At 62.4% G+C, this 13,895-nt stretch carries 10 protein-coding genes, 1 tRNA gene and 1 pseudogene; 6 read left to right on the top strand and 6 right to left on the bottom strand.

From position 1 onward, the window contains the following. Positions 1–228: 228 nt before the first annotated feature. Complete coding sequence (locus GVL61_RS21345; RefSeq protein ID WP_159982714.1) at positions 229–678, bottom strand: NfeD family protein; 450 nt, start codon at positions 676–678, stop codon at positions 229–231. Beyond that, positions 678–1,670 (bottom strand): SPFH domain-containing protein, encoded by a 993-nt coding sequence (locus GVL61_RS21340; protein WP_159982712.1) that lies wholly within the window; start codon positions 1,668–1,670, stop codon positions 678–680. Before GVL61_RS21340 ends, GVL61_RS21345 begins: the two co-directional genes overlap by 1 nt. Positions 1,671–1,984: 314 nt before the next feature. Here GVL61_RS21340 and GVL61_RS21335 point away from each other — a divergent pair, with 314 nt between their 5' ends. From GVL61_RS21335 to GVL61_RS21325, 3 genes are read left to right on the top strand one after another with little or no spacing between them, the layout of a single operon-like run. Continuing rightward, positions 1,985–2,509, top strand: a complete 525-nt coding sequence (locus GVL61_RS21335; RefSeq protein ID WP_159982710.1) for a 2Fe-2S iron-sulfur cluster-binding protein — start codon at positions 1,985–1,987, stop codon at positions 2,507–2,509. After that, on the top strand, positions 2,506–3,489 hold the full coding sequence (locus GVL61_RS21330; RefSeq protein WP_159982708.1) for a xanthine dehydrogenase family protein subunit M: 984 nt from the start codon (positions 2,506–2,508) through the stop codon (positions 3,487–3,489). The genes GVL61_RS21335 and GVL61_RS21330 overlap by 4 nt, the downstream gene beginning before the upstream one ends. Then, on the top strand, positions 3,486–5,819 hold the full coding sequence (locus tag GVL61_RS21325) for a xanthine dehydrogenase family protein molybdopterin-binding subunit (protein ID WP_159982706.1): 2,334 nt from the start codon (positions 3,486–3,488) through the stop codon (positions 5,817–5,819). The genes GVL61_RS21330 and GVL61_RS21325 overlap by 4 nt, the downstream gene beginning before the upstream one ends. 73 nt (positions 5,820–5,892) lie before the next feature. On the opposite strand, the gene GVL61_RS21320 is transcribed toward GVL61_RS21325, so the two are convergent. Then, a complete protein-coding gene (locus tag GVL61_RS21320; protein ID WP_159982704.1) occupies positions 5,893–7,962 on the bottom strand; it encodes an AsmA family protein in 2,070 nt (689 codons plus the stop codon). 269 nt (positions 7,963–8,231) lie between these two features. Between GVL61_RS21320 and GVL61_RS21315 the strand changes: the two genes are divergently transcribed. The 3 genes from GVL61_RS21315 to GVL61_RS21305 all read left to right on the top strand — a co-directional run bounded on the left by GVL61_RS21315 (position 8,232) and on the right by GVL61_RS21305 (position 11,785). After that, complete coding sequence (locus GVL61_RS21315; protein WP_159982702.1) at positions 8,232–8,909, top strand: murein L,D-transpeptidase catalytic domain family protein; 678 nt, start codon at positions 8,232–8,234, stop codon at positions 8,907–8,909. Between the two features lie 260 nt (positions 8,910–9,169). Next, positions 9,170–10,414: a L,D-transpeptidase family protein gene (locus GVL61_RS21310; protein WP_368667139.1), complete on the top strand. Its 1,245-nt coding sequence runs from the start codon at positions 9,170–9,172 to the stop codon at positions 10,412–10,414. A 150-nt stretch (positions 10,415–10,564) separates the two neighbouring features. Then, positions 10,565–11,785: a phospholipase A gene (locus GVL61_RS21305; protein WP_159982698.1), complete on the top strand. Its 1,221-nt coding sequence runs from the start codon at positions 10,565–10,567 to the stop codon at positions 11,783–11,785. Positions 11,786–12,182: 397 nt separating this feature from the next. On the opposite strand, the pseudogene GVL61_RS21300 reads toward GVL61_RS21305, so the two are convergent. The 3 genes and pseudogenes from GVL61_RS21300 to GVL61_RS21290 all read right to left on the bottom strand — a co-directional run bounded on the left by GVL61_RS21300 (position 12,183) and on the right by GVL61_RS21290 (position 13,818). Continuing rightward, positions 12,183–13,222, bottom strand: a pseudogene (locus GVL61_RS21300) (IS3 family transposase). A 119-nt stretch (positions 13,223–13,341) separates the two neighbouring features. Continuing rightward, positions 13,342–13,596 carry a hypothetical protein gene (locus GVL61_RS21295; RefSeq protein WP_200845009.1) on the bottom strand — a complete coding sequence of 85 codons (255 nt, stop codon included), beginning with the start codon at positions 13,594–13,596 and terminating at the stop codon, positions 13,342–13,344. A 145-nt stretch (positions 13,597–13,741) separates the two neighbouring features. Beyond that, positions 13,742–13,818, bottom strand: a tRNA-Met gene (locus GVL61_RS21290). Between the last annotated feature and the right edge of the window lie 77 nt (positions 13,819–13,895).

Below are 13,895 nucleotides of genomic sequence, written 5' to 3'. Positions count from 1 at the left end.
TCGCCCAAACGATCCGCTCTGCCCGCAATTGGGCTCGCGTCGCAAAGGAAGCGCGGAACAGCCGCTGCCCGTTTCTGCTCAAATTGCTCGATCCGAACAGGCCTGTCTGGGTGGTAATCGACCGCCTTCTCCATTGCGACCGAACCAATGGTTCTCTCAAGAACGACCGTCGACAACATATGCAGGCCAAACGGCTTCCTCGCCCACCAACCGGCATGTCGCAGTCGATCAGGCAGGCGGCACGCTTACCAGCAGCACTGATCCGTCGACAGCCGTTACGCGAAGGCGCGTTCCCAGCGCCGCATCCTCGCCGCGCGCCATCCATTCGCTGTCACCTAGCCGCACGCGGCCGCTACCGCCGACGATTGCCTCGGTAACGACTACGCTCTCGCCCACGGCACGTGCGCCGCGCTGGTTCATCAGCGGATCGGCGGCAACAACCGGATGACGCGCCAGATACTTGCGTCCGGCGAACACCGCCAGGATTGAGAGCACCGAGAAGATCGACACTTGCGCTGGCAGTTCGATCGCCACCATCCAGGTCAGCATGCCTGTGGCCAGCGCCGCCCCTGCCATCCATATCAGGAACACGCCGGGTATCGCCATCTCGGCCACCGCCAGCACCAGCCCAATCACCAGCCAGGTATAGTGCGGCTCGAGGTCGAAAGGCATCGCCATCATGGTGCCCCGGAAGGACCGGCCGGCGGCACGCCGGGACGGGTCGGGAAAGTCGCCGGCCGAGCGGCGGTCGTGGCCGGAGTGGAAGAGCCTGAAAGCGCTTCCTTCGCCAGTTCGCCGATCCCGCCCAGAGTCCCCATCAGCTGCGTCGCCTCAACCGGGAACAGGATCGTTTTGGCATTGGGCGAGGTCGCGAACTTTCCGATCGCATCGACATATTTCTGCGCAACGAAGTAGTTGATCGCTTGCACGCCAGAATCCGAGATCGCCTCGCTAACCATCCGCGTTGCCTTGGCCTCTGCTTCGGCTTCGCGCTCGCGCGCCTCGGAATCGCGGTAGGCAGCTTCACGGCGCCCTTCCGCTGCAAGGATTTGGGACTGCTTCTGCCCCTCGGCCTTGAGTATCTCGGATGCGCGGCGGCCTTCCGCTTCCAGGATTTCGGCCCTCTTCTCACGCTCGGCCTTCATCTGACGCGCCATCGCATTCGAGATGTCGAGTGGCGGGCGAATGTCCTTGATCTCGACACGGGTAATCTTAAGGCCCCACGGCGCGGTCGCATGATCGACCACCACGAGCAGCCTTGCATTGATCTCGTCCCGCTTGGACAACGTCTCATCCAGGTCCATCGAACCCATCACGGTTCGCAAATTGGTAGTCGTCAGCGCCATAACTGCCAGTTGCAGGTTGTGCACCTCGTAGGCCGCCTTGCCGGCGTCGAGTACCTGGAAGAACACTACCGCGTCGACGCCGACCATGGCGTTGTCCTTGGTGATGATTTCCTGACCGGGGATATCGAGCACCTGCTCCATCATGTTCACCTTCTGGCCGACGCGGTCGACGAACGGGATTATGATGTGCAGACCAGGCTCAGCCGCCAGCGTGAACTTGCCCAGGCGCTCGACGGTGTAGACATAGCCTTGCCGCACGACGCGCACGCCCATGACGAGGAACATCGCGACCACTGCGATCAACGCGACGAGTAAACTTCCCATGATTTTCTTAGTCTCTCCCTGTTGAGCTGCGATCGTAACGCGGCGGCGTCACGCGATAAAGCGAAACCGGCGATAACGTGCATGATGCGGCATCATCGGGGTATCCCGCCATTTGAAGGACGTGGGGGAAGAATAAAGCGTAGTCATCGTCTGAAATGCTCGCAGAGGCGCCAGAGGTACTGGTCCCGTTCGCAGGTCGGTCCGTGGCATCTACGCCACCGGGCTTGCCGTACCAGCGGCACCAAACGCGCAGTCGGGCGTTAGTTCGGAGACGGGCTACGGCGGACGGCCCTTTCCGATTGCGAGGCTTACGCATGAGCATGACCGTGAACGGCGCTGCCGTATCCCTGCCCGACGATCCGCGCGTGTCGCTTCTCGATCTCTTGCGTGAATACCTGCATTTGCCAGGCACCAAGAAGGGCTGCAACCAGGGCGCGTGCGGAGCCTGCACCGTGCTCGTCGATGGCGAGCGCATCCTCTCCTGTCTGGCGCTGGCGGTACAGTTCGAAGGGCGCAGCGTCACCACGATCGAGGGGCTGGGCGCGCCCGGTTCGCTTCATCCGCTCCAGCAGGCGTTCATCGAACATGATGGGTTCCAGTGCGGCTATTGCACCCCCGGCCAGATATGTTCGGCCATAGGCATGGCACAGGAAATCCGGCGCGGCGTGCCCAGCCATGTCACCGCCGACCTGTGTACAGAAACAATCTCACTCAGCCACGATGAACTGCGCGAGCGGATGAGCGGGAACCTGTGCCGCTGCGGCGCGCACAACGGCATCGTCGATGCCATTACCGAGGTGTTTGCAGAAGAAGATATTCTCGCGGAGGCGGCCGAATGACCCCGTTCACCTATTCCCGCGCCGCTGACACGGCCGAAGCGGTCCGGCGGGGCACGATCCCCCAAGCCAGATATCTGGGCGGCGGCACCAACCTTGTAGACCTGATGCGCGAGGAGATCGAACGTCCCGATACTCTCGTCGACGTTACCGGCCTTTCCCATGAGATCGAGGAGCTTCCCGGCGGCGGCCTGCGCATCGGTGCGGGCGTCCGCAATACCGCCGTGGCAGAGCACCGATCGGTGCGCTCCCGCTATCCGGCACTTTCACGCGCGATCGTCTCGGGGGCGAGCGCGCAGATCCGCAATATGGCGACTGTTGGCGGCAATCTGCTGCAACGCACCCGCTGCGCCTATTTCTACGACGAGGCGGGGCAATGCAATAAACGCAGTCCCGGCAAGGGCTGCGATGCCTTGGAAGGCTTTAACCGCAACCATGCCATCCTCGGCGCGTCGCCGGCCTGCGTTGCCGTCCACCCATCCGACATGTGCGTTGCGCTAGTGGCGCTCGACGCCTCCGTCCATTTGCGTGGCAGTGCCGGCGTGCGCCATATTCCGCTGACCGAGCTGCATCGCCTTCCCGGCGACCAGCCCCATGTCGAGACGGTGCTCGATCCAGGCGAACTGATAACTGCGATCGAACTCCCCCCGCAGCCGTTCGCCGCGCGCTCCACCTATCGAAAGGTGCGCGACCGATCGAGCTATGCCTTTGCGCTCGTTTCGGTGGCGGCCGCGCTCCAGATCGAGGACGGCCATATCCGCGACGTGCGGATCGCCCTCGGCGGCGTGGCGCACAGACCATGGCGCGCCTCGCGGGCGGAAGAGGTCCTGCGAGGCGGTCCCGTCGGAGCAATTGCCTTCGCTGCAGCCGCCGATGCGGAACTGGCCGATGCTCGCCCGCTCAGCGACAACGGCTTCAAGATCGAACTTGCCAGAAGGACCATCATCGCCGTGCTCGGCAACCTTGCAGGAGAAACGGCATGAGCATCTCGAAGGATGCCAGGCAGATCGTCGAGAGCGCCGTTCAAGGCGTAATGGCCAAAGCCATAGCGCTTGCGCCTGATGGTTGGATTCCCGGCGGCGAGCCCGATCCCTTGATCCGTTCCCGGCACGGGCACGTCGGCAAGCCGGTCTCGAGGCTGGACGGGCCGCTCAAGGTCTCCGGCACGGCCCCTTTCGCGGCCGAATTTCCGATGCAAGGCATGGTCTACGCGGCCCTCGTATTCGGCACGGTCCCGAAGGGGCGGATTGCCGCAATCGACACCGAGCAGGCAGAGAGTTCGCCCGGTGTGTTGAGCGTCATGACGTATCGCAATGCCCCGCGCATCGCGCCGCCGCCGGTTTTCATGTCTGGCCCCAAGGCCGCAGGCGGCGACAATCTCCCGGTGATGCAGGACGATGCCATCCACTGGAACGGCGAGCCCGTCGCGGTGGTGCTGGCCGAGACGCAGGAACAAGCCGACCATGCCAGTTCGCTCGTCCACGTGCGCTACCAAAGCGAGCCTGCACAGACGCACTTTGCCAAGGCCAAGGCAGCAGGGACGCGCACTGCGACATTCATGGGCCAGCCGCTCCATAACGAGATCGGCGATGCCGAAGCCGCGCTCGTGAGGGCGCCGGTCAGTGTCGACGTGCGCTACAGCACGCCCCGCCACAACCACAACGCCATCGAGCTCCACGCGGTTACCGCTGCTTGGACCGGCGACGAACTGCGCATCCACGATGCCTCACAGCTAGTCGCCCACGAAGCCTGGTCGATCGCCCAGATGTTCGGCATTCCCGAGGACAAGGTGGTGGTCACCTCGCCGTTTGTAGGCGGCGGGTTCGGCGGCAAGTGCCTGTGGCAGCACCAGGTTCTGGCAGCAATGGCGGCCAAGGCCTCTGGCCGCCCGGTACGCCTGGTCCTCTCGCGAGAGGGGGTCTACCGCGTGGTAGGCGGCCGCTCTCTGACCGAGCAGCGGGTCGCCCTCGGCGCCGACCGCGAGGGCCTGCTCAAGGCGCTGATCCACACCGGCGTCACCGCCAAGACCGCCAGCAATGCGATGCCCGAGCCATTCATCATGGCCACACGCAGCGCCTATGCCTCCGAGACGATCAGCCTCGACGTACAGGCGGTGGAACTGGACATGCTTGCCAATACCTTCATGCGCGCGCCGGGGGAATCAGTGGGCACGTTCGCGCTCGAATGCGCGATGGACGAACTGGCATCGGCGCTGGACATCGACCCGATCGAACTGCGCGTCCGCAACGAGCCCAAGAACGAGCCGATCTCGGGCCTGCCCTTTTCCTCACGCAACATCGTCGAGGCCTGGCGCACCGGCGCGGCGAAGTTTGGGTGGGATAAACGCAGCTCAGTGCCGTGCTCCACCCGCGACGGCGAATGGCTGGTAGGAATGGGCTGCGCCGCCGGAACCTACCCCTACTACCGCATGCCCGGCGGCGCGGCGCGTATTACCCTCACCCATGACGGCCAGGCGATCATCGACATTGCCGCACACGAAATGGGCATGGGAACTTCCACCGCGCAGACCCAGGTCGCTGCGGATCGACTGGGGCTGTCGATGGACGCGGTGGTGTTCCGCTACGGGGACTCCACTCTGCCCGGCGTGGTTCTCGCCGGCGGGTCGCAGCAGACTGCCGCAATCGGCGCAGCCGTAAGCGCCGCCCATCATTCATTGGTGAAAGCGCTCCTCAAAATCGTGGGCAACGATTCCCCCCTCGCCGGCCTCAAGCCGGACGAAGTGGCGAGCGGCGATGCCGGGCTGTGCAAGCTTGGCGATCCCGCATTGCATGAAACCTATGTCTCGATCCTCGCCAGGGCTGGCCAAACCTCCGTGACCGTCACGGCAGAAGCGCCGGCCCCGCTGGAGACGCAGCACTGGTCCATGCACAGCCACGCCGCGATGTTCTGCGAAGTGCGCGTCAATTCGGTGACCGGCGAACCGCGCGTCAGCCGCTTTCTTGGTTCGTTCGACTGCGGGCGCATCCTAAACCCCAAGACCGCGGCTAGCCAGTTTCGCGGCGGCATCATCATGGGCCTTGGCCTTGCGCTGATGGAGGAGACCCAGTTCGACGAGAGAACCGGCCGCGTCATGAACCCCAGCCTCTCGGAATACCATGTTCCGGTCCACATGGACGTGCCCGAAATCGACGTGATCTGGACCGACATCGCCGATCCGCATACTCCCATGGGGGCACGCGGTATCGGCGAGATCGGCATTACCGGCACCGGCGCGGCGGTCGCCAATGCAATCTACAACGCAACGGGAAAGCGCATCCGTGACCTGCCCATCACACTCGACAAGCTGCTATAGCGCTAGATTGCTTTAATTCGGAGCTTCTGTTCAGCTTGAAATTCCTCTTCCCTGAGCATTTGCGGCTCCGGCTTCAGGAGGTCTTTTTCGCCTGTCCCTTGCCGACGTCAGTGCGGGGCTTGCCCTTGGTCGTGCGCTGAGCGGCAGCGCGCGCGCCTGAAAGGACAGGGCCGCAGGCGGCGGACTTCGCATCACCCACATCGACAAAAGCCAGCAGACCCGCCACCGGCGATGCTACCACGGCCAGCCCCAGGCCCGCTCCGACGCGTCCGAGCAATTGGGGGCTGACGACCTGCAGCGAAGGGCTGGCGAAATGCCCGCCCAGACGCACCGGCGACTGGCCCGACAGCAGGCTGAACTTCTTCCCATCGGCGCGAAACGCCATATCGACACCTTCGGTATCGAAGTTAAAGCCGCCCCGCGCAGTGACGACGTTCTTGCTCGTGTCGATTAGGATGGGGTCCGATGCCGCCATGCCGCCGCGGACGGTGAAGGCGAGAAGGCCGCAATTGATCTCGATCGGCTTCTTCAGCTTGCCCTCGAACATCTTGTAGACGAATGTTCCAAGGTCGAGTTCGGCAAGTTGGGCATTCTTCGTCCACAGCGTGCCCTGCGGCATGACGAAGGCAATACGCCCGGATGAAGTCGCCAGCGAATCGTGGATCGTGTCCCCCCGCCCCTCCAGCTTGATACGCCCGTGCACCGATCCGGTGGTGCCCGAATCCGCAACGCCATACCCTGCGAGCAGGCGCCCCATCGGCGTCGGGCCGAGGCGAATGTCGTAACTGATCGCCGATGGACGCTGGCGCGTATCGAAGATCAGGTCGGACGAGACGTCACCGCGCGCCATCGAAAACGTCAGCGGCGACAGCACCAGCCGCCCGCGTTCGAGCGACAACTTCATCGCCACATCCGAGACCGGCACGTTTTTCGAGCGGACGATGCCGATCTTCCAGTCCAGTCCGGCATCGAAGCGTTGCATCGAGGCGACCGGCAGCGCGGCATCGGGCATCACGCGCTGCGCGCCTGCACCAGTCGCCGCAGCAGCCGCTACCGCGCCATGGGAAGCAACGATATCGGGGTTGTAGCCGATGAAAGGTGCTGCATCGATGATATCCAGCCTCCGCGTCGTCAAAGCTGCGTCAAGGCGCAGCCGTTTGGCATTGTTGACAGTGAAGCGGCCCGAAAGGTCCGACTGGCCGAAAGTGCCGGTCATGCCGGTGAAGCGGTACGCCTGCCCGTCCTTCACCATCTGCGCTTTGAGTGCGTAGCGGCGGGTTTGCGGGATCGTGACATCGATCACCCCCACCAACTGCGACAAGTCGCGGCCCTTGGCAGCGACGTTCAGCGGCACATTTTCGAACTCGGTCAGCGCGGGGAGGGTTCCGGTAACGTCGATCACGCTGTTCACGGCCCAGGCACGCAGTTCCAGCTTGTTCTCGCCTCCGGTGACGCTCGCATCGGGCGACAGCAGGCGCGCGGCTACCCTGAACGGCGTATTGCGGAACCGTCCATCCCCGTTCACTCCAACCGCATTGCCGATCCGCGTATCGATCGAGACGATGGGATCGATCCTAAGGTTTGCCAGTAGCGGCATTTGCGGATCGACATAGCGAACCCGCATCCCCGAAATGCTGGCGCGGTCGATGCGCGGCAATTCGAATGGCTTGCCTTTGCCGCCGCTGCCGAAAGTCCAGGTGTTGCGCCTGTGCTGCGCATCCCATTCGAGATTGGCGTTGCCGTCCGCCAGATCGAGCCAATACGCATGCCTGCGGCCGAAGATCAGCGACAGCGGCGCGATACGCGTTTCGAGCCGGCGCGCGGAAAAAAGGGTGTCGGCGGAAGCCCATTTCGGGTTCGAAACTTCGAGATTTTCAGCCAGGAACTTGAGGCGAAACGGCGCGAAATAAAGCTGGAAGTCCCCCCCCACCATTATCTTGCGATCCGCAAGCGAACCAGCCACGCTTTCGAAGGGATGCTTCAGAAAACGTCCCTTGGTGATGAAAAGCACCAGCCAGATCGCGAAAATCACGCCGATGAAGACCAGCACCGCATTGCGCACAATTTTCAGAACGCGCCGTTGCGGCTGCACGTCTGCAGACACTACTGCGCTATCCGCATCGACAGGTGTGATTGCGTCCATGATAAGCCGTAGCGCACGAAGAGACACTTTGGTTTCCAAGCCAACAGATACCCGGATAATCGTGTACGGAAATGATAATTTGCAGCGATTGCCCAGACGCACGCGCCCGCCAATATCATCTCAGCATAATCAGGCAGTAATTTGCCAGATTTCGGCTATGGCGGTCACTCATCGGTTCATCGCAAAATTCAAATAAAGTGTGCTGAATTGAACGCAGAAAACAGCGATGAGCCCTTTAAATACAGAGACATATTTCCATACATAACATCATGGATAAAAAGCCCCATCAATCTTCCAGGCGCGCCGCGATAATTGCAGGCGCTGCGGTGGCTGTTGGCGCCGTGGCTTGTTCGACTCGCGTGCCGTTTCTGGCGGAGCCAACCCCGCCCATGCCGCTACCCGCCCGTCCCCCGATTGCGCCTACGGCCTCGCGGTTTGCCGTCGACCCAAAAATTTTGCGACGGGCGCTCGCTGCGCTCGACGAACATGCGAAGACGATCACCGCCCGCGATCGCATCGCCATCGTCGACTTTTCAGCACCGTCCTCAGAGCCGATGCTGCACTTTCTCGACGTTGAGAGTGGCAAGGCTTCGCGCCTGCTCGTCGCCCACGGATCCGGCTCGGACCCAGGCCACACCGGCTTCCTCAAGAGCTTTTCGAATGCTTTCGGATCCAATGCCTCCAGCGAAGGTGCATTCGTGACCGACAACTATTACGTCGGCAAACATGGTCGCTCGCAGCGACTTATCGGGCTGGACGCGACGAACAACAACGCCCTCGATCGGGCCATCGTCATACACAGCGCATGGTATGCCAATGACGAAATGGTGACCGCTCACGGCAAGCTGGGCCGCAGCCAGGGCTGCTTCGCGGTGGGCGAGAATAAGCTCGACGACGTGTTCGGATTTCTGGGACAGGGACGACTGGTCTACGCAGTTCGCGCATGATGGCGTGAAACTCTTCGCGCGTTCTTCCGTTATTATACGGCTCTTTCAAGGAGATCCGTGTGCCCAAAGGTGTGATCGCGTGTTCGTTACTGGTTCTGACGTTCACACTCGCCGGATGTAATTTCCTTTCCAGGGAGCCTGACAAGGCCGTAACAGCGACCAGTATCGACCAAGTCCACTGGGACGATGCTTCAGTACGCCAGCTTCGGAAGGCCATCGACGGACGCGCCGTGCACGGCCTGGATCGGATGAAATTTATCGTGGAAGGCCAACCTGGCAGCGTCGAAGGCGAAAAGGCGCTGAACCGAAGCGCCCTTCGCTATGCGGCAGCCTTGGCACGCGGCGCATCCGATCCTGCCCGGTTATACGAAATCTACACGGTTCCCCGGCCGAAACCCGATCTGTTAAGCGGGCTCGCCGGAGCGCTTTCGACGGGAAAGCTCGGGGACTGGATGGCGGGCCTTGCCCCCAGGGACGATGGCTATCGCAACCTATCCAAAGCCTATCTCGCGCTGCGCAAGCAAGATGATGCGCCCGGCCCCGCCATTCCCGACAAGGGGGAGTCGCTGAAGCCCGGCGGCGCCGACCCGCGCATTCCCGCGATTGCCCGCCAGCTTGTGGCATCCGACTATCTCGACCGCGCCGACGCGCAAGGCGGTAGCTACAGCCCGGCGATGGTCCGGGCTGTCCAGCACATGCAGGCCGATTACGGGATCAAACCCGACGGTCTCATCGGCACCGATGCGCTCGAAATCCTCAACTTGTCCGACGCGGACCGCGCAAGGGCCATCGCCGTCGCCATGGAGCGGATGCGCTGGCTGGACCGCAATGCCCCGCCCACCCGCATCGACGTGAACATCGCCGCAGGAAGGTTGCTCTATTGGCGCGATGGAAAGATCGCCGACAGCCGCAAAGTCGTGGTCGGCGAACCCGAGAACGAGACGCCGCAACTGGGGTCGCCGATTTACAGGCTCGTCGCCAATCCGACCTGGACCGTGCCGCGCTCGATTCAGAACAAGGAAATCGCGGGCAAGGGCAGCGGCTATCTGCGCCGTAACAATATGGCCTGGAAGGATGGCTGGGTCGTCCAGCAGCCGGGTCCGAAAAACTCGCTCGGTCTGGTCAAGTTCGACATGAAGAACGAGCACCAGATCTATCTCCATGACACTCCCGCCAAGCAACTGTTCCTGGAAGTGCAGCGCCAGCGCAGCCACGGCTGCGTCCGGGTGGAGGACGCGCTGGGTTTCGCGGAAATGCTGGCACGCGACGAGGGCGTCCTCGACGAATGGCACCGCGCCCGCGCGACCGGCAAGGAAACCTTCGTTTCATTGCCGCGAGAAATCCCCGTCAGGCTCATCTACCAGACGGTGGTATTCGGTGAGGACGGCGAGCCGGTGATCCGCTCCGATCCTTACGGCTGGAACGACGCTGTCGCAGCCGCCTTGGGCTTCCCATCGGGCCAGACCTACCGCCTGCGCATCTCGGGCAGCGATGTCGGACCGTGACGACGGACCAGTCACCAGCATCCCTGCCATGTCCCTGAAAGCCCATGAAAGGACCATCCGGTGCGGTTGAGCGCCGCAAACTCCTGTTGCCTGCGATACCGCAAGGGCTATTGATCATGCCCCCGATTCATCCCGGAAGCAGCCGCTCGTATGAAAAGACCGCTCACGTTTATTTCGGCGCTGGCTCTGGCAGCCGCGCTACCCAGCAGCGCATTCGCCCAGGACGCGATGGAAACATTGATTGGCCATGTCGAGCCGAACCCGGATGGCGGCGCGCAGCTTGATATCCGCTTGCTCAACACCGGGACGGGCACCGCCGAGGCAAGCCTGCCTGACACTGTCGAGGCGCGCCTCGAAAGGCGCGGCGCACTGGGCGCAGGGCGCACCGTCATGCTGCAGCGAGCCCCGGAGACGCCTGCCACGGTGACTATCGCTGCCGGCAGCTTCGCTTCCGCGCATTACCAGTTGGCACCTGGTAGTTTCCAGGACGGAGCATTGCTTTCTGTGCCGCAATGGGGCGCGCAGGCCGTGACGCTCGCGGCGTCACTCCCTGCGTCGTCAGCCGCACCCTCAGGCGCCGCGCCTGATGCAGACGTTCAGGTCGCCGATGCCCTCCCGGCAACCCCGCCGCCGAGCGATCGTACCATAGGCAATGCCTTTCTAGAGAACCTGAGTGCCTACGAGCCGATCTATGCCGTCTATGGCCCCGGCACCAACAGCGAGGCGCGCATCCAGCTCAGCTTCAAATACCAGTTGTTCGGCAGCCGCGCCCGTGAGGGCCGGCCCGCGCTGGGCGACGGGTTCTATTTCGCTTACACGCAGCGCATGTTCTGGGATCTGGGGGCGGACTCCTCCCCCTTCCGCAACATCGATTTTCAACCGGAACTCTTCTACGTCACCCCGCCGAAGGCGCTGTCCGACAAGACCACATTGAGCGCCCAGATAGGCATGCGCCATGAATCGAACGGACGCGACGGCGACTTCTCGCGCAGTCTCAACACCGTCTACATCGCGCCGATGGCAGCATTCTCGCTGGGCGGCGGAACCCGTCTGACGGTGGCACCGCGCGCCTGGTTCTATGCCGGCGACCTGTCGGACAACCCGGACATCCGCCGCTATCGTGGGAACACCGGATTGTTCCTCGAGATTGGCCAGGAGGACGGCCTGCGCCTCTCCACGTCCAGCCGGTTCAACTTCGGCAGCGGCAAGGGCTCGGTCGCGGCAGACTTGTCCTACCCGCTGCGCCGCATTCTGGGCGGTGGTCCGGACTTCTATCTCTTCGGCCAGACCTTCACGGGATACGGCGAAAACCTGTTGGACTACAACCGGCGCACGACGCGCCTTCGTATCGGCGTGGCACTAGTGCGGTGAACGCATTTCATTCAGGCGGACAGTAGATCCTGCGGGTTTCGCTATGGCGTGACATTTGCCACATGCCATCGCAATGACCTCGCATACCACATTGTCCCAGACTGCTCCGCTGCTAAGCGCCGCTGCTCGTCGTCTACGACAGCGCTTTCGCACTGCTGCATTGGACTGCCAGAGCATGGGGCGGAGCCGGGTTCTTTTCCTTGTGGTATCCTACGGCGGCCCGGCGTTTCGCCGTATTGTAGAGCCGGGGGCCGCGCCTGAATCCGTGGCTGGTACTGGCCACCATTCACCATTTCGCGGTCAGTCAGCATTCGCTTTCTGAGGTGGTCCCGCCTTCCTGGACAGTTCGGCGGCTGCGTTAAGCTAATCCCAGTTGTCGTTCATGCCGCCATTCTGGTCATCCATAGGCCTCTGCCGGGGTTCTCCCGGCAAGACCTGAGTGCGGACGCTGGGTGTTGTAATAGGGATCCATCGGGCAAGGCCAGCGCGAAGCTCCGAGCCGGTCTCGAAGGCATGGAGGTAGACGCACTCGTACTTCAAGGATCGCCACAGGCGTTCGATGAAGACATTGTCCATCCACCGCCCCCGACCGTCCATGCTGATGCGGACCTCGGCGTTGCGCAGCACGCTGGTGAAGGCCTGCGACGTGAATTGGCTGCCCTGATCGGTATTGAATATCTCCGGCTTGCCGAAGCGGCCAAGCGCCTCCTCCAGCGCCGCGACGCAGAAGCCGGCATCCATCGTGTTCGACAACCGCCAGGCCAAGACCTTGCGCGTTGCCCAGTCCATGATCCCCACCAGATAGAGGAAGCCGCGCCGCATCGCGATGTAGGTCACGTCGGCACACCAGACGTGATTGGGCCGCTCGATCACCAACTTGCGCAGCAGGTACGGATAGACCCGGTGCTGCGGGTGCGGATCGTTCGTGCGCGGCCGTTGGTAGATCGGCGTCAGGCCCATCTTCGCCATCAGCCGCCGAACGCCCTACCTGATGGCCTGCCCGGCGCAGATGCCGCGCCATCTAACGGCTGCCGTACCATGGGCATTCCATGAAGGTCTTGTCGATGACTGTCATCAGCCCCAGCGTCTCGTCCGTTTCCGGCACCGGAGCGTAGTAATAGGACGAGCGGCTGATCCGCAGCGGGCGGCATTGCGCCGAGATTGACAGGCGGCTGTGAGCAGCTTCCACCATCGCTCGCCTCCGATCCACGCTCATCGACCAAAGGCTTTCGCCAAAAAATCCCGCTCCACCACCAGTTGCCCAATCTTCGCGTGCAGCTTTTCCAATTCGCTCTCGGTGACCGCCTTGGCCGCATCGCCAGCCCCGGAGAACGTCCCCGCCATACCGTCGATGGCCTGGCATTTCCACGATGCTATCATCGTGTGGTGCACGCCGTGCTTGGCTGCCAACTCCGCCAGCGTCAGGTCACCCCGGATCGCTCAGCGCACCTTGGCTTTGAAATCGACGCTGTAGCGCTTTCTCGTCGTCTTCATTCCCGTACCAATCCATCAGGTCGGGATTAGCTTAGCATCCTGTCCAGAAAAGCGAGACCACCTCACATCTCGTATTCACGCAGGAACTGGGTCGCAGCTTCCTTGAAGGTCTTCTCTGTTTTGAGAACGCCCGCATGAAGCTTGCCCCGCAGACCAAGATACCAGTCTTCGGCAATTTTCTTGGCCAGAGACAGACTGTCGGTCTTGGTGGTGACCCGGCGCTGCCTGCTGCCAACCGATGCGGAGCAATGCCAGTTGCCGCCGTCTATGCGCCGGTAAACCTGGACCTTTCCGCCTAAAATCTCGTGCCGCTGCATGACAAACCGCCAATGCTGGTGTGGAGGATAAGCGGCAGCGTCTCACAAATCGCGTAAGGCCGCAAATGTGTTAGCGTTGTGCTAAGCATCACAAAGCCCAACGGCTTTGGATGGGTTTTTTAAGCCATTGATTTGGTTGGGTGATTGGTTGCGGGGGTAGGATTTGAACCTACGACCTTCAGGTTATGAGCCTGACGAGCTACCGGGCTGCTCCACCCCGCGTCAATCTTGCGCGTTCTGCAGGAACGCGAAGAGGGCCGCATGGGCCCTCTTGTTTGTTGTCATTGTGATGGGTTTTT

The sequence above is a fragment of the Novosphingobium sp. 18050 genome (assembly GCF_902706195.1).
Lineage (GTDB): Bacteria > Pseudomonadota > Alphaproteobacteria > Sphingomonadales > Sphingomonadaceae > Novosphingobium.
The sequence above is the reverse complement of the archived record's forward strand: the minus strand, read 5'-3'. Positions and strand labels throughout refer to the sequence as shown.